The 19073-nt window shown below is 60.6% G+C and carries 18 protein-coding genes; 13 read left to right on the top strand and 5 right to left on the bottom strand.

The genetic code is table 11. From position 1 onward, the window contains the following. Positions 1-66 precede the first annotated feature (66 nt). Both F8N62_RS05470 and F8N62_RS05465 read left to right on the top strand, forming a co-directional pair. Positions 67-981 carry an alpha/beta hydrolase gene (locus F8N62_RS05470; RefSeq protein WP_150709994.1) on the top strand — a complete coding sequence of 305 codons (915 nt, stop codon included), beginning with the start codon at positions 67-69 and terminating at the stop codon, positions 979-981. Then, positions 978-1307, top strand: a complete 330-nt coding sequence (locus F8N62_RS05465) for a hypothetical protein (protein ID WP_150709993.1) — start codon at positions 978-980, stop codon at positions 1305-1307. Before F8N62_RS05470 ends, F8N62_RS05465 begins: the two co-directional genes overlap by 4 nt. Before the next feature lie 171 nt (positions 1308-1478). Here F8N62_RS05465 and F8N62_RS05460 read toward each other — a convergent pair whose 3' ends face one another. From F8N62_RS05460 to F8N62_RS05450, 3 genes are all read right to left on the bottom strand, one after another. Then, positions 1479-2267, bottom strand: coding sequence for an OmpA family protein (locus F8N62_RS05460; protein ID WP_150709992.1), 789 nt, complete (start codon positions 2265-2267; stop codon positions 1479-1481). A 48-nt stretch (positions 2268-2315) separates the two neighbouring features. Next, positions 2316-2729 (bottom strand): DUF4398 domain-containing protein, encoded by a 414-nt coding sequence (locus F8N62_RS05455; protein ID WP_150709991.1) that lies wholly within the window; start codon positions 2727-2729, stop codon positions 2316-2318. A gap of 363 nt (positions 2730-3092) precedes the next feature. Further along, positions 3093-3437: a pilin assembly protein gene (locus F8N62_RS05450; RefSeq protein WP_150709990.1), complete on the bottom strand. Its 345-nt coding sequence runs from the start codon at positions 3435-3437 to the stop codon at positions 3093-3095. A gap of 200 nt (positions 3438-3637) precedes the next feature. Between F8N62_RS05450 and ppc the strand changes: the two genes are divergently transcribed. The 7 genes from ppc (at position 3638) to F8N62_RS05415 (ending at position 10963) form a co-directional block, all read left to right on the top strand. Beyond that, on the top strand, positions 3638-6268 hold the full coding sequence (gene ppc, locus F8N62_RS05445; protein ID WP_150709989.1) for a phosphoenolpyruvate carboxylase: 2631 nt from the start codon (positions 3638-3640) through the stop codon (positions 6266-6268). Positions 6269-6554: 286 nt separating this feature from the next. Next, complete coding sequence (gene adk / locus F8N62_RS05440; protein ID WP_150709988.1) at positions 6555-7205, top strand: adenylate kinase; 651 nt, start codon at positions 6555-6557, stop codon at positions 7203-7205. A gap of 93 nt (positions 7206-7298) precedes the next feature. Further along, on the top strand, positions 7299-7973 hold the full coding sequence (tsaB, locus tag F8N62_RS05435) for a tRNA (adenosine(37)-N6)-threonylcarbamoyltransferase complex dimerization subunit type 1 TsaB (RefSeq protein ID WP_150709987.1): 675 nt from the start codon (positions 7299-7301) through the stop codon (positions 7971-7973). Between the two features lie 272 nt (positions 7974-8245). Continuing rightward, positions 8246-8551, top strand: a complete 306-nt coding sequence (locus F8N62_RS05430; RefSeq protein WP_150709986.1) for a hypothetical protein — start codon at positions 8246-8248, stop codon at positions 8549-8551. Beyond that, entirely contained in the window at positions 8551-9411 is an 861-nt protein-coding gene (locus F8N62_RS05425; RefSeq protein ID WP_150709985.1) for a DUF72 domain-containing protein, read from the top strand. Before F8N62_RS05430 ends, F8N62_RS05425 begins: the two co-directional genes overlap by 1 nt. 32 nt (positions 9412-9443) lie before the next feature. Further along, a complete protein-coding gene (locus tag F8N62_RS05420; RefSeq protein ID WP_150709984.1) occupies positions 9444-10265 on the top strand; it encodes an isocitrate lyase/PEP mutase family protein in 822 nt (273 codons plus the stop codon). A gap of 2 nt (positions 10266-10267) precedes the next feature. Continuing rightward, positions 10268-10963, top strand: coding sequence for an extensin family protein (locus F8N62_RS05415; RefSeq protein WP_150709983.1), 696 nt, complete (start codon positions 10268-10270; stop codon positions 10961-10963). Positions 10964-10980: 17 nt separating this feature from the next. Here F8N62_RS05415 and F8N62_RS05410 read toward each other — a convergent pair whose 3' ends face one another. Next, a complete protein-coding gene (locus F8N62_RS05410) occupies positions 10981-11601 on the bottom strand; it encodes an energy transducer TonB (protein ID WP_150709982.1) in 621 nt (206 codons plus the stop codon). A 93-nt stretch (positions 11602-11694) separates the two neighbouring features. Between F8N62_RS05410 and F8N62_RS05405 the strand changes: the two genes are divergently transcribed. Continuing rightward, positions 11695-12477 carry a class I SAM-dependent methyltransferase gene (locus tag F8N62_RS05405; RefSeq protein WP_150709981.1) on the top strand — a complete coding sequence of 261 codons (783 nt, stop codon included), beginning with the start codon at positions 11695-11697 and terminating at the stop codon, positions 12475-12477. Between the two features lie 117 nt (positions 12478-12594). Here the strand turns inward: F8N62_RS05405 and F8N62_RS05400 are convergent, their stop codons facing one another. Continuing rightward, positions 12595-13239, bottom strand: coding sequence for a TetR/AcrR family transcriptional regulator (locus F8N62_RS05400; protein WP_150709980.1), 645 nt, complete (start codon positions 13237-13239; stop codon positions 12595-12597). Positions 13240-13333: 94 nt separating this feature from the next. Here F8N62_RS05400 and F8N62_RS05395 point away from each other — a divergent pair, with 94 nt between their 5' ends. The 3 genes from F8N62_RS05395 (at position 13334) to F8N62_RS05385 (ending at position 19039) form a co-directional block, all read left to right on the top strand. After that, the gene (locus F8N62_RS05395) at positions 13334-14434 is read left to right on the top strand and encodes an efflux RND transporter periplasmic adaptor subunit (RefSeq protein WP_150709979.1); all 1101 of its coding nucleotides are present in this window, start codon (positions 13334-13336) and stop codon (positions 14432-14434) included. Positions 14435-14440: 6 nt separating this feature from the next. Then, positions 14441-17506, top strand: a complete 3066-nt coding sequence (locus F8N62_RS05390) for an efflux RND transporter permease subunit (protein ID WP_150709978.1) — start codon at positions 14441-14443, stop codon at positions 17504-17506. A 192-nt stretch (positions 17507-17698) separates the two neighbouring features. Then, a complete protein-coding gene (locus F8N62_RS05385) occupies positions 17699-19039 on the top strand; it encodes a Fic family protein (protein ID WP_150709977.1) in 1341 nt (446 codons plus the stop codon). Positions 19040-19073: the final 34 nt, after the last annotated feature.

The following is a 19073-nucleotide window of genomic DNA, read 5'->3' as shown; positions in this document are numbered from 1 at the left end:
CTCCCACAGTTAATTTGCTTACCACAGGATTGTGTTCCAACTTTATTTCTTGCGAGGCTTCAACGGATGAGAATCCTCGGCATCTTCTGCCTTCTACTGACCCTCAGCGGTTGCAGCTCCTTGCTGTTCTACCCCGAACCCGGCCAGTTGTTCACCCCGGAAAAAGCCAAACTCGACTACCGCGAAATCACCCTGACCACCGCTGACGGCCTCAAGCTCAACGGTTGGTGGCTGCCGGCAAAGAAAGGTGTCGAGGTCAAAGGCACGGTGCTGCACTTGCATGGCAACGGCGGCAATCTGCCGATGCATCTCGGCGGTAGCTGGTGGTTGCCGGAAGAAGGCTACCAAGTGCTGCTGATCGATTATCGCGGTTACGGCTTGTCCGAAGGCGAACCCAGTTTGCCGGCGATTTATCAGGACATTGACGCTGCATTCAAATGGCTCGACAACGCCCCCGAGGTCAAAGGCAAACCGCTGATCCTGCTCGGCCAAAGCCTCGGCGGTTCCATGGCCGTGCATTACCTGGTTCAGCACCCCGAACGCCAGAAACAACTCAAGGCGTTTGTCCTCGATGGCGTGCCCGCCAGTTATCGCAGCATCGGCCAATTTGCCCTGAGCCATTCCTGGCTGACCTGGGCGTTTCAGGTGCCGCTGTCGTGGCTGGTGCCGGACGGCGACAGCGCAATCAATTCCATGGCGCAACTCAACGGCGTGCCGAAACTGATCTACCACAGCATCGACGATCCGATCGTGCCCCTTTCCAACGGCATCCGTCTGTATCAAGCTGCGCCGCCGCCGCGCGTCCTGCAACTGACCCGTGGCGGTCATGTGCAGACGTTCGCCGACCCGGTGTGGCGCAAGGTCATGCTGCGTTACCTCGATGACCCGCAGCATTTCAACGGTCTGCGCCGGCTGGGTGAAACCCCCAACTACCCGGCCCCCGAACATTCTGAAGATGAACCACCAGAGAGCCCGCAATGAGTGAAGAACGTAACGCCATCCCGCTGATCATCACCGGTATCTGCAGCATCCTCGGCACCGTCGGGGCCCTGTGGTTCTACGGTTACCTGCACTTCGCCAAACCCGAAGATGCGCTGCTGCTCAGCGACTTCACCCTGCTCAAGACCGTGCCGGGCGAAGACTACAAAGTCTCCCTCGAGCCCGCTGCGCAAGTGGCTCAGTGCGTCGATGGGGTGCTGGTGATGTTCGACACCGACCAGAAAGGCCTCAGCGGCGTGTTGGTCAACAACAAGAAAAGAGCCGTGCGTTGCATCGGCCAGGAAACGCCGCAGAAGCTGCAACCGTAGCACGCTCGAAAAGATCGCAGCCTCGTTTCACTCGACAGCTCCTACAGAAGCACATGGTTTATGCAGGAACCGTGTAGGAGCTGTCGAGTGAAACGAGGCTGCGATTTTTTGATCTTAAAAAAGCCCCGCTCTGATCAAATCAGGCGGGGCTTTTGCGTTACCAGGTGAAGCTTAGTTCGAGCTAACAGCCGAACGCGGAATCACTGGCTGATTATCATTGGAAATGGTCACTTCCACCCGACGGTTCATCGCCCGGCCGGAAACGCTGCCGTTTTCAGCAACCGGGTATTCCTTGCCGTAACCCTGGGCAACGATGCGCGCAGGATCAACGCCCATCTTCACCAGCGCGGTACGCACGGAAGCGGCGCGGCGCTCGGACAGCGACTGGTTGTGCGAAGCCGTGCCGGTGCTGTCGGTGTAGCCTTCGACAATCACTTTGCGGTCCGGGTTTTCCTGGAGGAACTGCGCCAGTTTGTTGATGTTGACCAGACCGCTGGATTTCAGATCGGCACGGTCGGTGGCGAACAACACATCACCAAAGGTCACCAGCGTACCGCGATCGGTCTGCTTGGCGTTCAGGCTGTCCTGCAGCTGCTTGATCTGCGCATCGCGGGCATCCAGGCGAGCCTGGGCGCGTTGGGCAGAAGCGTTCTTCAGGTTGGCTTCAGCGGTGCGCAGCGCGATGGTTTGCTTCGCCACTTCAACACGCTGATTGGTCAGGTAGGCCAGTTGATCGACCTCATTCGCGTCGCGCTTGTCCAGATACGCCTTGTCGGCCTTGTCCAGGTAATCGCTGGCGTCTTTGGTTTCCAGCGCCGCGACTTTGCTCGCCTGCGGGTTGGCTTGCAGGCCGCTGTAGTTGGTGCGGGCCTGTTCCAGGTTCTGGTTAGGCGGCGTCGAGCAGGCAGCCAATGCAACGCTTGCGGCCAGCAGAGCAGGGATCATCAATTGTGTGCGCATGTTGGTATCGTCCTTTTAAGTCGAGTAAGAAGTACGTCGCAGCGGCGCTTATTGCACGGTGCGCTGGCTTTCCTGACGCAGTTCCTGAACCCCTTTCTGAGAGTCCTTCACCGCCTGTTCGGCTTTCAACGCCTGGGCTTTGCGTTCGGCTACACGAGCGTCCCATTCGGCCTGTTCGGCGAGCACGCGGGCTTCGTCATACTTTTTGTCGTGCATGGCGATTTCGGCTTGCTTGAGCTTGTCCTGGGCGGACTTCATTTCAACGGCGGCGAATTCGGTACCGCCGGCGCTGACGGCGCTGTTCACCGCTGACTGAGTCACGGCGTATTGCTCGCTCGGCGGGTTGCCGGCGCAACCGGCCAGCACGAAGCTGCTGCCGATGGCCAGGGCAGCCAGTTTCAGACTACGCAGATGATTGAACGAGGACTTGGCAGTGCTGATCTTCATGGTCTTCAACTCCATTGGAATAACTCCTGAAAAACTAAAATCCATCCTGGGTGTGGAGCCGCAACCATCAAATTTTCGAGGCGTTTTGAAACGGCCGTCCCAGGCGTGGTTACTGGGTACGACCGGAGGGGTTTTTCAAAAGTTCAGAAAAGATGGCCAATCGCCTGAGAATTATTGACCGAACGGACAAGGCTCTAAATCGGGAGCTTTGGCAATAGGCGGAGGAGCTGTAGCTGCGGGAACACGCAATATCCGAATGTTATGCAAGTCAAATGTGGGAGCGAGCCTGCTCGCGAATGCGGTGGGTCAGTCGACAAGTGTTTCAACTGACACACCGTATTCGCGAGCAGGCTCGCTCCCACAGGTTATGCGGCAACTCTAATGTTTCTGCTTGTCATCAACGGACGACAGATCGTGCAGATGCCGACGTGACAGCGAAAGAAAACGCGGGGTCGGGCCGACATCTTCGTACAGTGGATCACCTTCCTCATCGGTGGCGACAACGGTCGAACCCTTCACGTACGGGAAGCTTTTTTCCAACTCTTCCAACGCAGCGCCGATCAGTTCGCCGAGCAGTTCTTCAGGGTGCCGTTTGGGGTACATCTCGATAATCGCCGCCAGTCGCGCGGCGGCTTCCACATCCAGATGAATCGCGTAGCCGGTATCGGTCAGGCGACCCTTGGCGTTTTCTTCCCAATGCTGGGCAAGCTCGCGGATTTTCATAAAAACCTCATGACGCGCCGGCTCGTGGCAGGCAAATGAATGTCCGGCCATGGCCGGAGAAAGCCGTTGTACGGCTTACTCTTCAGACTAGCTTGAACGCCTTGAGTTTAAAGTCCCTTCGTCGTGTGCTTGTAAGAAGTGCCTTGCAGCGGCACTCTCTTGTGACAAAGCACACCGGATTTTTCGCTGGAGAACGGCTGATGACCGATATTGATGCACGCTTGCGCGAGGACGTTCACCTGTTGGGTGAGCTGTTGGGCAACACCATTCGTGAACAGTACGGGGACGGTTTTCTCGACAAGATCGAGCAGATCCGCAAAGGTGCCAAGGCCGACCGTCGTGGATCGATGGACGCCGAACTGAGCGCCAGCCTCAACCAGTTGAGCGAAGACGAGTTGCTGCCGGTGGCGCGGGCGTTCAACCAGTTTCTCAATCTGGCGAATATCGCCGAGCAGTATCAGCTGATTCACCGTCGCGAAGAATCGCAGCCCCCGCCGTTCGAGGCGCGAGTGCTCCCTGAACTGCTCGCGCGTTTGCTTGCCGAAGGTCATGGGGCCGAATCCCTGGCGCGGCAATTGGGCCGTCTGGAAATCGACCTGGTGTTGACTGCGCACCCGACTGAAGTCGCGCGCCGCACGCTGATCCAGAAATACGACGCCATCGCCGCCCAGCTCGCCGCCCAGGACCATCGCGACCTGACCAGCGCCGAGCGCGAACAGATTCAATCGAAGTTGCAGCGCCTGATCGCCGAAGCCTGGCACACCGAAGAAATCCGCCGTACCCGCCCGACCCCGGTAGACGAGGCGAAGTGGGGCTTTGCGGTGATCGAGCATTCGCTGTGGCATGCGATCCCGAACTACCTGCGCAAGGCCGATAAAGCCCTGCATGACGCCACCGGCCTGCACCTGCCGCTGGAAGCCGCGCCGATTCGCTTCTCGTCATGGATGGGCGGCGACCGCGACGGCAACCCCAACGTCACCGCCGCCGTGACCCGCGAAGTGTTGCTGCTGGCGCGCTGGATGGCGGCCGATTTGTTCGTGCGCGATATCGATCACCTCGCGGCCGAGCTGTCGATGCAACAGGCCAGCGCCGCGCTGAAAGCCAAGGCTGGCGATAGCGCCGAGCCTTATCGCACCGTGCTTAAACAATTGCGCGAACGGCTGCGCGCCACCCGTAACTGGGCGCACGCTTCTCTGAAAACGGCGACCCCGGCAGCGGCCGACGTGCTGCAAAACAACCGTGATCTGCTCGATCCGCTGGAGCTCTGTTACCAGTCGTTGCACGAGTGCGGCATGGGCGTGATCGCTGACGGTCCGCTGCTCGATTGTCTGCGTCGTGCGGTCACCTTCGGCTTGTTCCTGGTGCGCCTCGATGTGCGTCAGGATTCGTCGCGACACTCGGCGGCGATGACCGAAATCACCGATTACCTCGGCCTCGGTCGCTACGAAGATTGGAGCGAAGAGGAGCGCATCGCCTTTCTGATGCGCGAGCTGAACAACCGTCGGCCATTGCTGCCAGCGTATTTCAAACCGTCCGCCGACACCGCTGAAGTGCTCGCTACATGCCGCGAAATCGCCGCCGCGCCGGGCGCTTCGCTGGGTTCGTATGTGATCTCCATGGCCGGTGCCGCTTCCGATGTGCTGGCGGTGCAATTGCTGCTCAAAGAGGCCGGCGTGTTGCGGCCGATGCGCGTGGTGCCACTGTTCGAAACCCTCGCCGACCTCGATAACGCCGGCCCGGTGATCGAAAAACTGTTGCTGCTGCCGGGTTATCGCGCGCGCCTGCAAGGTCCGCAGGAAGTGATGATCGGCTACTCCGACTCGGCCAAGGACGCCGGCACCACGGCGGCGGCCTGGGCGCAGTATCGGGCGCAGGAGCGCCTGGTCGATATTTGCCGCGAGCAACAAGTGGAGCTGCTGTTGTTCCACGGTCGTGGCGGCACCGTCGGCCGTGGCGGCGGTCCGGCGCACGCGGCGATTCTGTCGCAGCCGCCGGGTTCGGTGGCGGGGCGTTTCCGTACGACCGAACAGGGGGAAATGATTCGATTCAAATTCGGCCTGCCGGACATCGCCGAGCAAAACCTCAATCTGTACCTCGCGGCGGTGCTGGAAGCGACCTTGTTGCCACCACCGCCCCCTGAGCCCGCCTGGCGCCATTTGATGGACGAATTGGCGGCAGACGGTGTCAGCGCTTACCGCGCCGTGGTGCGGGAAAATCCGCAATTCGTCGAGTATTTCCGCCAGTCCACCCCGGAGCAGGAGCTGGGCCGTCTGCCGCTGGGCAGTCGTCCGGCGAAGCGTCGAGCCGGCGGCATCGAAAGCCTGCGGGCGATCCCGTGGATTTTCGGCTGGACCCAGACGCGTCTGATGTTGCCCGCCTGGCTTGGCTGGGAAGCGGCGCTGAGCAAGGCGCTGGAGCGCGGCGAAGGTGAATTGCTGGGGCAGATGCGCGAGCAGTGGCCGTTCTTCCGCACGCGCATCGATATGCTGGAAATGGTGCTGGCCAAGGCGGACGCCGACATTGCCCGCTCCTACGACGAACGGCTGGTCGAGCCGGATCTGCTGCCATTGGGCGCGCATTTACGCGACCTATTGTCGCAGGCCTGCGCGGTGGTGCTGGGGCTGACCGGTCAGTCGCAGCTACTGGCACATAGCCCGGACACCCTCGAATTCATCCGCTTGCGCAACACCTATCTCGACCCGCTTCATCTATTGCAGGCCGAGTTGCTGGCGCGTTCGCGGCAGCAGGAGGTGGCACAGGGCAGCCCGGTAGAACAAGCATTACTGGTGTCTGTGGCGGGGATTGCCGCCGGTTTGCGAAATACCGGCTAAGGTTTTGGTCGGGGGGCAGGGTACTCGACCCCGGCGTCGAGTGCCGGTTTGCGCAGGGCTGGAAAGTGCTGCCAGGCGACAGTTAATGACGGGGTTGCGACGAGGGGTACCCCGTCGCAAGGTCACGCAAGGCGCGGGTTTCTCCGACTTTCGGCGGCTTGTGTGGTCCGGGCCTGCTGTGTATCTTGATCAGCCTTTGGCCGTTTGGGCGGTCACGACCCTGTTTTGAGATTGGCCCCACGAGGCGAATCCGTTGTTATCTATATAAAAATTGAGGAGCACATCGATGCGCGTCATTCTGCTGGGAGCTCCCGGGGCCGGTAAAGGTACTCAGGCAAAGTTCATCACCGAAAAGTTCGGCATCCCGCAAATCTCCACCGGCGACATGCTGCGTGCCGCGGTCAAGGCCGGCACCGAGCTGGGCCTGGTCGCCAAGAGCGTCATGGACAGCGGTGGCCTGGTATCCGATGACCTGATCATCAATCTGGTCAAGGAACGCATCAGCCAGGCGGATTGCGCCAACGGTTTCCTGTTCGACGGTTTCCCGCGCACCATTCCTCAGGCTGAAGCCCTGGTGAAGGCTGGCGTCGAGCTCGATCACGTGGTTGAAATCGCCGTCGACGACGAAGAAATCGTCCAGCGCATTGCCGGTCGTCGCGTTCACGAGGCCAGCGGCCGCGTGTACCACACCGTCTACAACCCGCCGAAAATCGCCGGTAAAGACGACATCACCGGTGAAGCCCTGGTGCAACGCAAGGACGACACTGAAGAAACCGTTCGTCATCGCCTGTCGGTCTACCATTCGCAGACCAAGCCGCTGGTCGAGTTCTACCAGAAGCTGTCCGCCGCCACTGACGGCAAGCCGAAGTACAGCCACATCGCTGGCGTCGGCTCGGTTGAAGCGATCACCGGCAAGGTCCTTGAAGCGCTGAGCTGAAAAGTCTGAACCGCTTCATCTTCTACGGCCCGCTTGCGGGCCGTAGTTGTTTATACTGGCGCACTTTTTCTGACCTCTCTTACGGAAACATCGATGAGCACCTTGCTGGCCCTGGACACCGCGACTGAAGCTTGCTCCGTTGCCTTGCTGCATGAAGGCAAAGTCACGAGCCATTACGAGGTGATCCCGCGCCTGCACGCGCAGAAGCTGTTGCCGATGATCCAGCAGTTGCTCGCCGATGCCGGCACCACCCTGCAAGCGGTCGATGCCATTGCCTTCGGTCGCGGGCCGGGCGCGTTCACCGGCGTACGCATCGCCATTGGTGTGGTGCAGGGCCTGGCGTTTGCGCTGGATCGCCCGGTGTTGCCGGTGTCCAACCTGGCGGTGCTGGCGCAACGGGCGTATCGCGAACACGGCGTGAGCCAGGTCGCGGCGGCCATCGATGCACGGATGGATGAAGTGTATTGGGGTTGCTACCGCGAGACGGCGGGGGAGATGCGACTGGTCGGCAACGAGGCCGTATTGTCGCCGGAAGTGGCGGCGTTGCCGGCCGATGCCAGCGGTGAATGGTTTGGCGCGGGCACCGGTTGGGGCTATGCCGAACGCATCGCCGTCAGCCTGACCGGCCAGGACGCAGGCCTGTTGCCTCACGCCGAAGACCTGCTGACCCTGGCGCGTTTCGCCTGGGAGCGCGGTGAAGCGATTGTGGCGGATGAGGCGCAGCCGGTGTACTTGCGCGACAAGGTTGCGACGCCAAAGGCCCGTTGAATCCCTGTGGCGAGGGAGCTTGCTCCCGCTGGGCTGCGAAGCGGCCCCAAAAGTTGGCAGGTACATGCACTGCGCAGCCTGATTTACGCCTGCTTCGCAGGCGAACGGGAGCAAGCTCCCTCGCCACAATGTTTGTTCAAACACACCCAATCGTCGTTTTATCTCCCCGCTTTTAAACCTTTTCGCTTTTCTGTGTTCTAGTTATCACTCGGCGGTTTGCGAAGTGGGTTATGTGCCACTAGACTGCCATCATCGATACCGAGCATGACTTTATGCGTATAGACGGCCTTTCCTCTCAGTCCTACCCCATCAAGCGCCAGCCCCGCAAAGGGCATGTGGTTGACGACGACTCCGTTGATATCGACGGCGAGCTGGAATTCCCCTCCGAAGAGCAAATGGCCGCCCGTGCCGCCAAAGCCTCCGCGCAGCGCCTGAGCAATCTTCCGGCGCGTCAGCAAGACATGATTTACCACCGCGCCATGAGCAAAAGTGTGGCGATGGCCCTGGCCAGCTACCTCAGCACCGCCGGTTTTGTCGATTGGGATTCGGATGTGCTGGGCCTCGACCTGTACATCTGATGCTGCTGCCTTACTACCTCGGCTGCCCGTCGTGGAGTGAAAACGCCTGGCGCGATTATCTCTATCCGCAAGACGCCAAACCCGCCGATTTTTTAGCTCTCTATTCTCAAGTATTCAACGCCGTTGAAGGCAATACGACCTTCTACGCGAGCCCGGCTGCCAGCACCGTGCAGCGCTGGGCCGAGACCATGCCCGAGCATTTCCGTTTCACCGCCAAATTCCCCCGCGACATCAGCCACGGCGGCGATCTGCGCGAACAACTGACCGCTGCCGAAACCTTCCTGCAATTGCTCAGCCCGCTCGGCCAGCGGGTGTCGCCGCTGTGGTTGCAGCTGTCGAAAAGCTTCACGCCGCAACGCTTGCACGAGCTGGCGGGTTTTATCGATGCGGTGGACCGGCCGCTGGCTATCGAAGTGCGGCACGACGATTTCTTCGCCAAAGGCGAGGCCGAGCGCTCGCTCAATCGCCTGCTGCTGGATCGCGGCGTCGAGCGCATCTGCCTGGATCCGCGCGCGCTGTTCAGCTGCACCTCCACCGATCCTGCCTTGCTTCACGCTCAATCGCAGAAGCCCCGGGTTCCGCCCCGGCCGGCGGCGTTCACCCAATGCCCGCAAGTACGCTTCATTGGCCATCCGCAACTGGAAGCCAACGATCCATTCCTGGTGCCCTGGGTCGAGAAAATCGCCGAGTGGATCGAAGGGGGCCGCACGCCCTATATCTTCCTGCACACCGCCGACAACCTGCTGGCCGCCAGACTCGCGCAACGTTTTCACGCCAGACTGATGCTGCGATTGCCTGGCCTGCCGCCGCTGCCTGAGCTATACAGAGAGCCCGCCGCCGAGCAACTTGGCCTGCTCTGAGGCGGCTTCGTTCCCATTTCAGGAGCCTGCCAATGGATGCGCAAACCCTTCGAGCCCAAGCGTTCAAAGCGCTGCATGAACGCGACGGTGCGTTCGTCATTCCCAACCCGTGGGACGCCGGCTCGGCGAAAATACTCGCCAGCCTGGGCTACGAGGCACTGGCGACCACCAGCGCCGGTTTTGCCTTTTCTCAGGCTCGCCCCGACGGCGGGCTGACGCTGGACGATACCCTGGCGAACGTTCGGGCGATTGTCGCGGCCACTGACCTGCCGGTCGCAGTCGATCTGGAAAACGGTTTTGCCGACGACCCTGCCGACTGTGCGAAAAGTATTTTACGCGCCGCCAACGCGGGCGCCGTGGGGGGATCGATTGAAGACGCCACGGGTCGCGCCGACGCGCCGATTTATTGCTTCGAGCATGCCGTTGCGCGGATTGAAGCCGCCGTCGCCGCTGCACGCAGCTTGCCGTTCCATTTCACATTGACGGCGCGGGCCGAGAACTTCCTGCATGGCCATCCGGATCTGGACGACACGATTCGCCGCTTGCAGGCGTTCGCCGAAGCCGGTGCCGACGTGTTGTATGCGCCGGGTCTGCGCAGCGCTGAAGAGGTGCTGGCGGTGGTCCGCGCCGTGGCGCCGAAACCGGTGAACGTGTTGATGTCGGGCGGGCTGAAACTGTCCGTCGAGCAATTGAGTGAAATGGGCGTCAAACGCATCAGCGTCGGTTCGGCACTCGCCCTGGCGGCGCTCGGTGAGTTTTACCGTGCGGCTGAAGAGATCAAGACCTCGGGCACGTTCAGCTTTACCTCGCGGTCGATGCCATACGCGCAGGCCAATCAATTGTTCAAAGGCTGACGATGCGGTTTTTGCAGGTGCTGCTGGTGTTGGTTCTGATAGTCGGTGCGGCGGGCGTGAGCGTCTGGCGCGGCTGGGTATTGCTGCCCCCGCAATGGAACCCGTGGGCGCCGCTGGACGTGAAGGCCGAGCCGAACCTGCTGACCCGCTACAAGCTGATGCGCCTGCGCGATGATCCGCAGTTGTGCGATCAAGCCCTGAGCAGCTCCGGTTTGCGCGTGGCGCGGCAGGCCGACAGTCCGGGTGCAAGCTGTCCGCTGATCAACACCTTGCGTGTGCAGGGTGGCGACGTAACGCTCAATAGCAGTTTCCTCGCCAGTTGCCGTCTGGCGGTATCGTTCGCGCTATTCGAACACCATGCCCTGCAACCCGCCGCGCAGGCGGTCTATGGGCAAGCGGTGACCCGCGTCGACCATCTCGGCAGCTTTGCCTGTCGCAACGTCTACGGGCGCGAAAACGGCAGGCGCAGTCAGCATGCCAGCGCCGATGCGCTGGATATCGCCGGATTCCGCCTGGCCGACGGCCGCACCATCAGCGTGCTCAAGGATTGGCCGAAGGATAATCAGGACGCACGGTTTCTACGCCAGGTTCGCGACGGCGCCTGCGACATGTTCAGTGTGGTGTTGAGCCCGGACTACAACGCCGCCCATCGCAATCACTTTCATGTGGATGTCGGGCCGTGGTGGGTGTGTCGCTGAAGGCTTGTTATTGAAGGTCAGGCGGCAATGCGCAGGTTCTGCAGCACGATCGGGCGCGCCCAGCCGATATCGAAGTCGAAGTTTTTCTGTTGCTCGGCCAGCTCTTCGGCCGGGAACGGCGGGAACGGTTTGTCCAGCAGATCGAGTTCGAATTCGGCAATCGGCAAATGCAGTGGACGCGGTTGCGGTGCAGCGCCCGGGACTGGCTGCGGTTGGCCGTGGGTCAGGACGATCGGGCGAACCCAGCCGCTTTCGAAGTCCTGCTGCTTCTGTTGGGCGACGATCTCTTCGGCCGGGAACGGTGGGAACGGTTTGTCCGCCAGGTCCATTTCGAACTCGGCAATTGGCAGGAACAGTGGCTCGGGTGGTTTGACCTGGGTTTCTTTCACATCGCATTCGCGCTGGGAAACGATGTGCGCCAGCAGTTCACTGCCAACGGTGGGTTCTTGCGGACTTTCAAGGTCGACGGGCGGGAACGTGAGAGACGCCGGCACGACATCGCCCGACTGATCGGCCAGCGCCTGGGCAAAAAAATCTTGCCACAGGTGACTGACGCCGCTCAGTGCTTGGGAGTTTCGCAGGCCAAAATCGCCGTGGGGCGAGATGTAACCTATCGATGTGCGTTGAATGTCTGACATTTCTCTCGGTCGACGCTCAGCTCTGGCAAAATGCTCGTTAGTTTTGTTATCGGCCGTTTTTGCCGATCATTAATTTTTTGAGCGTGTTTTCCCATGATTGATCAACCGGCGGCTTGCCGCATCCACGTCGAGGCCTTGAGTGCGGCTTATCAGCCACAGGCCGAGCAATGGGCCGAGCGCCTGGGCTTGCCCCTGCAAGTGGCGGACGGCGAGTTTGCCTTGCAGGTCGGTGAGCAAGGTTTGCAATTGCAGCAGTTGGGGCCGGACGCACCGGGGCCGGTGCGGGTCGACTTCGTCGAGGGTGGTGCGGCCCATCGCCGGTTGTTCGGCGGTGGAACCGGGCAGATGATCGCCAAAGCGGTGGGCATCGCGCAGGGCGTACGTCCGCGTGTGCTGGATGCCACGGCCGGCCTGGGCAAGGATGCGTTCGTGCTGGCGAGTCTGGGCTGCGAGATGAGCCTGATCGAGCGTCAACCGCTGATCGGTGCCTTGCTTGAGGACGGACTGGCGCGTGGCGCGGAAGATTTCGACGTGGCGTCGATTGTGGCGCGCATGCGTTTGCTCAAGGGCAACTCGATCGAGGTGATGCGCGACTGGGAAGGTGAGCCGCCGCAGGTGATCTATCTCGATCCGATGTTCCCCCACCGTGAGAAAACCGCGCTGGTGAAGAAGGAAATGCGCCTGTTCCGGCCGTTGGTGGGGGATGACCCGGATGCGCCGGCGTTGCTCGAAGCGGCGTTGGCACTGGCCAGCCACCGGGTGGTGGTCAAGCGCCCGCGCAAGGCGCCGTGCATTGCGGGGCCCAAGCCGAGCCATGCGCTGGACGGGAAATCCAGCCGGTATGACATTTATCCGAAGAAGGCGCTCAAGCCCTGAGACCGTGGCGCGCCCTTCGCGAGCAGGCTCGCTCCCACATTGGATGTGTGTCGTGTGGAGATCAAATGTGGGAGCGGGCCTGCTCGCGAAGGGGCCAGGCCGGACAACCAAAAGCTATCAGGCCGACTCTGGTCGATAAGCCCGCATAAACAACCCCACCACTTCGCGCACATGTTCCTCCGCCGCATCCCCGGTCAGTGGCTCGCCACAGCCATACAACAAGCGAAAATTCCCCGCGCCCTTGAGCAAACAGAAGAAATGCTCGGCTGCGTTACGCGGCTTGGCGATGCTCAACGCGCCACTCTGATCCACCTTGCCCAGCAACCGTTCCATGCCCAGCAGCATGCGCTCCGGCCCGGCTTCGAAGAAGATCTGCGAGAGTTTCGGGTCCTGGCTGCCGAGGGTCATCATCAAGCGGTGAAGGTTTACCGATTCGTCGCTGTTGATCAGATGATGAAAACCACGCGCGATGTTCAACAGTACCGTCTCTACCGAGATGCCCTCAGGCAATTCGAAAAACAGCGTAGGCAGTTGTTCTTCGCATTTGGCCATGACGGCAGCGGAGAACAGGGTCTCCTTGTCGGTGAAATGGCTGTAGACGGTCAGCTTCGACACCCCGGCCTCGGCCGCTACCGCGTCCATGCTGGTGTTCGCATAACCCTTGCTCAGAAACAGGATTTTCGCCGCATCGAGGATCGCCTGGCGCTTGGCCAGATCCTTGGGGCGGCCCGGACCGTTGGGTGCTGGAAGATTGTTCGGCATTATTCGCTTTTAATACTGGACTGGTGAGTTTGCTATTAATAACATACCGGCCAGTATAATTATTCCAAGCACCATTAGCGAAAGGTCCTTCACCATGTTCCGCTATGCCTTGCCCCTCGCATTGCCAGTCAGCCTGGCGTTTTTATTATCTGCGTGTGGTCACGAAGAGGCGCCGCAGGTCATCGTGCGACCGGCCATGGTGGTGCAACCGGAGCCCTCGGCGCAGGCCATGGAAAGTTATCCCGGTGAAGTCCGCGCCCGCTACGAGCCGGAGCTGGCCTTTCGGATTGGCGGCAAAGTCAGCCGACGACTGGTCGAAGAAGGGCAGCGAGTCAAGGCCGATCAGCCTCTGGCGGAACTCGATGCCCAAGACGTGCGCCTGCAACTGGAGGCGACTCGCGCCCAGGTCGCCGCTGCCGAAGCCAACCTGAATCTGGTGCGCGCCGAGCGTGATCGCTACAAGACGCTAATGGAGCGTCAGATGGTCAGCCGCTCCCAGTACGACAATTCCGAAAACCTCTACAGATCCGGTGAAGCACGCCTGAAGCAGATCAGGGCCGAGTTCAACGTCTCCACCAATCAGGCCAGCTATGCGGTGCTGCGTGCGCCGCAGGACGGCGTCGTAGCCAAGCGTGCGGTGGAAGTCGGGCAAGTGGTTGCCGCCGGGCAAACCGTTTTCACTCTCGCCACCGATGGCGAGCGCGAAGTACTGATTAGCCTGCCAGAACAGAACTTCGGCCGGTTCAAGGTCGGGCAGCCGGTCTCGGTGGAACTCTGGACGCAACCGGATCAACGTTTCGCCGGGCGCATCCGTGAATTGTCGCCCGCCGCCGATCCAAAATCCCGCACCTTCGCCGCGCGCATTGCGTTCGCTGCGGGCAAGGTCCCCGCCGAACTCGGCCAGAGCGCCCGGGTGTTCATCCAGTCCGCCGAGGTGGTGTCGTTGTCAGTGCCGCTGTCGGCCCTCACCGCAGAAAACGGTGCCACCTACGTGTGGGTGCTCGGCGCCAACAACACCCTGAAAAAAGCCCCGGTGCGGGTCGGTGCATTCGGCGAGAAAACCGTGCCGGTGCTCGAAGGCCTGAACGCCAGTGACTGGGTGGTAGCGGCCGGTGTCCATGTGCTGCACGACGGGCAGCAGGTACGCCCGGTGGATCGCTCCAACCGCGTAGTCAATCTGGCGGACAAGGAGTAATTCCCGATGGGTTTCAATCTTTCCGAATGGGCGTTGCGTAATCGCCAGATCGTCCTGTTCCTGATGCTGTTGCTGGCCATCGTCGGTGCACTTTCCTACACCAAACTCGGCCAGAGCGAAGACCCACCCTTCACCTTCAAGGCCATGGTCATCCGCACCAACTGGCCGGGAGCCACGGCCGAGGAAGTCTCGCGCCAGGTCAGCGAGCGCATCGAAAAGAAGCTGATGGAAACCGGCGAGTACGAGCGCATCGTCTCGTTCTCGCGGCCGGGCGAATCCCAGGTGACGTTCGTCGCGCGTGACTCCATGCACTCGGTGGCCATCCCGGAACTCTGGTATCAGGTGCGCAAAAAGATCAGCGACATTCGCCAGACGCTGCCACCGGGCATTCAGGGACCCTTCTTCAACGATGAATTCGGCACTACCTTCGGCAATATCTACGCATTGACTGGCGACGGTTTTGATTACGCGGTGCTCAAGGACTACGCCGACCGCATCCAGATTCAGCTGCAGCGGGTCAAGGATGTAGGCAAGGTCGATTTGCTCGGGTTGCAGGACGAGAAGATCTGGGTCGAACTGTCCAACGTCAAACTGGCCACCCTCGGCTTGCCGTTGGCGGCGGTGCAACAGGCGCTCGAAGAGCAGAACGCAGTGTCCACGGCCGGGTTTTTTGAAACCACCAGCGAGCGATTGCAGCTACGGGTGTCGGGGAATTTTCAGACGGTCGAAGGGATCAAGAACTTCCCGATCCGCATCGGCGATCGTACATTCCGTATCTCCGATGTCGCCAACGTTCGTCGCGGTTTCAACGATCCACCGGCACCGCGCATGCGCTTTATGGCCGAAGACGCCATCGGCCTGGCCGTCGCGATGAAGGACGGCGGCGACATTCTGGTACTGGGCAAGGCGCTGGAAATCGAGTTCGACAGAATTCAGAAAAATCTCCCGGCCGGCATGCAGTTGCGCAAGGTTTCCGATCAGCCGGCTGCCGTCAAAACCGGCGTCGGCGAGTTCGTTCAGGTGCTGGTAGAGGCGCTGGCGATTGTCCTGTTGGTGAGCTTCTTCTCGCTTGGCGTGCGCACCGGCATGGTGGTGGCGCTGGCGATTCCGCTGGTGCTGGCGATGACCTTCGCCTGCATGTATTACCTCGGCATCGGCCTGCACAAGATTTCCCTCGGCGCGTTGGTGCTGGCCCTGGGTTTGCTGGTGGATGACGCGATCATCGCCGTGGAAATGATGGCGATTAAAATGGAGCAGGGCTTCGACCGGGTCAAAGCCGCGAGCTACGCGTGGACCAGCACCGCCTTCCCGATGCTCACCGGCACGCTGATCACCGCCGCCGGGTTCCTGCCGATTGCCACCGCGCAATCGGGTACCGGCGAATACACTCGTTCGATCTTTCAGGTGGTGACCATCGCGCTGCTGGCATCGTGGATTGCCGCCGTGGTGTTCGTGCCTTATCTGGGGGAAAAACTCCTGCCGGATCTGGCGAAAATTCATGCAGCCAAACACGGCGCGGGTCAGCCTGACCCGTACGCCACGCCTTTTTATGAGCGCGTCCGGCGACTGGTGGAGTGGTGCGTGCGCTGGCGCAAAACAGTGATCACGCTGACGGTGGTGCTGTTCATCGCCTCAATCGTGTTGTTCCGTTTTGTGCCGCAGCAATTCTTCCCGGCTTCCGGTCGGCTGGAGTTGATGGTCGATCTGAAACTGGCCGAAGGTGCGTCGCTGAGCAACACCGCCGACGAGGTCAAACGGCTTGAAGGCTTGTTGAAGGATCACGCCGGCATCGACAATTACGTGGCCTACGTCGGCACCGGTTCGCCGCGCTTTTACTTGCCGCTGGATCAGCAGCTACCTGCGGCGAGCTTCGCCCAGTTTGTCGTTCTGGCCAAGACCATCGAAGACCGCGAACCCCTGCGCACCTGGCTGATCGAAACCCTCAATGAGCAATTCCCGGCCTTGCGCTCGCGGGTGACTCGCCTGGAAAACGGCCCGCCGGTGGGCTATCCGGTGCAGTTCCGGGTCACCGGTGAGCACATCGAAGAAGTCCGCGCCCTGGCCCGGAAAGTCGCCGCCAAGGTTCGCGAAAATCCCCACGTGGTCAACGTTCACCTCGACTGGGAAGAGCCGAGCAAAGTGGTGTACCTCAACATCGATCAGGACCGCGCCCGCGCGCTCGGCGTGAGCACGGCGAACCTGTCGAAGTTTCTGCAAAGCTCGCTGACCGGTTCCAGCGTCAGCCAGTACCGCGAAGACAACGAGTTGATCGAAATCCTCCTGCGCGGCACCTTGCATGAGCGTACTGAACTGTCGTTGCTGCCGAGTCTGGCAGTGCCGACGGACAACGGTCGCAGCGTTGCGCTCTCGCAGATAGCGACGCTGGAATACGGCTTCGAAGAGGGGATCATCTGGCACCGTAACCGCCTGCCCAACGTGACGGTCCGCGCCGACATCTACGGCAAGGAACAACCGGCGACGCTGGTGCAGCAGATCATGCCGACCCTTGATCCGGTCCGCGCCGAACTGCCCGACGGTTACTTGCTGGAAGTCGGCGGCACCGTGGAGGACTCGGCCCGCGGGCAGAATTCGGTGAAGGCCGGCGTGCCGCTGTTCATCGTGGTGGTGCTGACCTTGCTGATGCTGCAACTGCGAAGTTTCTCACGCACGGTGATGGTGTTTCTGACAGCGCCACTGGGATTGATCGGCGTGACCTTGTTCCTGATGGTGTTCCGCCAGCCGTTCGGCTTCGTCGCGATGCTCGGGACTATCGCGCTGTCGGGGATGATCATGCGTAACTCGGTGATTCTGGTGGACCAGATCGAGCAGGACATCGCTGCCGGTCTCAAACCCTGGCAGGCGATCATCGAAGCCACGGTGCGCCGGTTCCGCCCCATCGTGCTGACCGCGCTTGCTGCGGTGCTGGCAATGATCCCGCTGTCGCGCAGCGTGTTCTTCGGGCCGATGGCCGTGGCGATCATGGGCGGCTTGATCGTGGCGACGGCGCTGACGTTGCTGTTCTTGCCAGCGCTGTATGCGGCGTGGTTCCGCATCAAGAAAGAACCCGCCTGAACACCCTGTAGGAGCTGCCGCAGGCTGCGATCTTTTGATCTTTTGATCTGAATGCCAAATCAAAAGATCGTCCGAACGCGGCCCGAGCCTGCGGCAGCTCCTACACGTATTTCGGAAACCTCCGATATTGAGTCAGAGGGAGCTCAATGCTGTACTCAAGCCTCAGTTTCATGAGGTTTTGAGACAGCAATAATGAAAAAGCCACCGATGCTGAAGGGGCGAACAGATCCAGTGTTCGACCTGTTGGGGAAGTCTCCTCACAAAGAACGCCTCTCGGATTACCTCTCCCTGCTCAAGCCGCTGGACGATCAGGGCCGCTATCGCCCCTTCGACGAATTGCGCTACCGCTGGGCGCCGGGGCTCGATCCACACCTGTGCTGGGCGCTGGTGAAAAAAGCGCGGACCGCGCAGTACACGAGCGTGTTACCACTGGGCGAGCCGCTCCAATGGAGCAACTTCGTACTCACGCCGTTGGCGCAGAAAGCGATCTCCGCCGTCGACCGGCAAGGGACGACAGCGGCGCTGGAGTTCATGACCAGTCAGATTGGCGAGCACGCGCATTTCAGCTACCTGCTCAATGATCTGATCGAAGACGAAGCCATCAGTAGCAGCCAGCTCGAAGGTGCGGCGACGACCACGCGGGTGGCCAAGGACATGCTCAAGCGCAAACGCCTGCCGCGTACGCCGGACGAGCGAATGGTGATTGGCAACTACAGGATGATGAACTTCGCCTGGGAAAAGCGTTATGAAACCCTGAGTGCCGATTTGATCTGCGCTATGCACCAGGTCGGCGTCGAGGGCATTGATGACACGCAGTATTCGCCGGGCCAGTTCAGGAATAGCGATGACGTGGTGGTACAGGACGGAGAGGGCAACACCGTGCATTCGCCGCCACCTGCTGCCGGGCTGAAGTCTCGATTACAGGTGCTGTCGAACTGGATCAATCAGTCCCACAATGATCCCGAGCAACCGGGTTACCTTCATCCTCTGATCAAAGGCATCGCGCTGCATTTTGCGCTGGGCTTTGAGCACCCTTTTCGCGACGGCAATGGCCGGGTCGCGCGGGCGCTGTTTTACTGGTTCATGTTCAAGAATGATTTTTCGGCTTTTCGTCACATAGCGATCAGCATTTTGCTGCGCAACGCCCCGGTTAAATATGGGCGGTCATATCTGAACACTGAAGCGGATGACCTCGATCTGACTTACTTCATCGACTTTCAGTGTTCCGTAGTCCTGCGTGCTGTCAGAGGTTTTGCTGAGGCTTATCGGAAAAGCCTGGCGTATTCCGACAGCTTTGATCGCTGGTTATTGGCGTCCGGCTTTTTTGACCGATTGACTGAAAAGCAGCGTGCTGTATTCCAGGTGGCCAAGAGTGGGATGGCCAAGGAATTTACGGCAGTCAATGTGAAGGAGAATCTGAACTGCTCTTACAACACTGCGTCGGCCACCCTGAACGGGCTGGCAGAGTTGAAGGTGTTCGAGAAGCGGAAGGTGGGACGGGAGTGGGTGTTCTTTCTACGCGCTGCCCCGTAGGAGCTTCCGCAGGCTGCAGTCTTTTCATTTAAGT

This window comes from Pseudomonas fluorescens (assembly GCF_902497785.1).
GTDB lineage: Bacteria > Pseudomonadota > Gammaproteobacteria > Pseudomonadales > Pseudomonadaceae > Aquipseudomonas > Aquipseudomonas fluorescens_BO.
This window is presented reverse-complemented; position numbering and strand designations above follow the sequence as displayed.

Bases quoted from the DNA above. Each gene is read 5' to 3' on its own strand.
- F8N62_RS05470 (WP_150709994.1), top strand. From the start codon at position 67: ATGAGAATCCTCGGCATCTTCTGCCTTCTACTGACCCTCAGCGGTTGC.
- F8N62_RS05385 (WP_150709977.1), top strand. From the start codon at position 17,699: ATGAAAAAGCCACCGATGCTGAAGGGGCGAACAGATCCAGTGTTCGAC.
- F8N62_RS05395 (WP_150709979.1), top strand. From the start codon at position 13,334: ATGTTCCGCTATGCCTTGCCCCTCGCATTGCCAGTCAGCCTGGCGTTT.
- F8N62_RS05400 (WP_150709980.1), bottom strand. From the start codon at position 13,239: ATGCCGAACAATCTTCCAGCACCCAACGGTCCGGGCCGCCCCAAGGAT.
- F8N62_RS05405 (WP_150709981.1), top strand. From the start codon at position 11,695: ATGATTGATCAACCGGCGGCTTGCCGCATCCACGTCGAGGCCTTGAGT.
- tsaB (WP_150709987.1), top strand. From the start codon at position 7,299: ATGAGCACCTTGCTGGCCCTGGACACCGCGACTGAAGCTTGCTCCGTT.
- F8N62_RS05455 (WP_150709991.1), bottom strand. From the start codon at position 2,729: ATGGAGTTGAAGACCATGAAGATCAGCACTGCCAAGTCCTCGTTCAAT.
- F8N62_RS05415 (WP_150709983.1), top strand. From the start codon at position 10,268: ATGCGGTTTTTGCAGGTGCTGCTGGTGTTGGTTCTGATAGTCGGTGCG.
- F8N62_RS05465 (WP_150709993.1), top strand. From the start codon at position 978: ATGAGTGAAGAACGTAACGCCATCCCGCTGATCATCACCGGTATCTGC.
- F8N62_RS05390 (WP_150709978.1), top strand. From the start codon at position 14,441: ATGGGTTTCAATCTTTCCGAATGGGCGTTGCGTAATCGCCAGATCGTC.
- F8N62_RS05425 (WP_150709985.1), top strand. From the start codon at position 8,551: ATGCTGCTGCCTTACTACCTCGGCTGCCCGTCGTGGAGTGAAAACGCC.
- F8N62_RS05450 (WP_150709990.1), bottom strand. From the start codon at position 3,437: ATGAAAATCCGCGAGCTTGCCCAGCATTGGGAAGAAAACGCCAAGGGT.
- F8N62_RS05410 (WP_150709982.1), bottom strand. From the start codon at position 11,601: ATGTCAGACATTCAACGCACATCGATAGGTTACATCTCGCCCCACGGC.
- F8N62_RS05460 (WP_150709992.1), bottom strand. From the start codon at position 2,267: ATGCGCACACAATTGATGATCCCTGCTCTGCTGGCCGCAAGCGTTGCA.
- F8N62_RS05420 (WP_150709984.1), top strand. From the start codon at position 9,444: ATGGATGCGCAAACCCTTCGAGCCCAAGCGTTCAAAGCGCTGCATGAA.
- ppc (WP_150709989.1), top strand. From the start codon at position 3,638: ATGACCGATATTGATGCACGCTTGCGCGAGGACGTTCACCTGTTGGGT.
- adk (WP_150709988.1), top strand. From the start codon at position 6,555: ATGCGCGTCATTCTGCTGGGAGCTCCCGGGGCCGGTAAAGGTACTCAG.
- F8N62_RS05430 (WP_150709986.1), top strand. From the start codon at position 8,246: ATGCGTATAGACGGCCTTTCCTCTCAGTCCTACCCCATCAAGCGCCAG.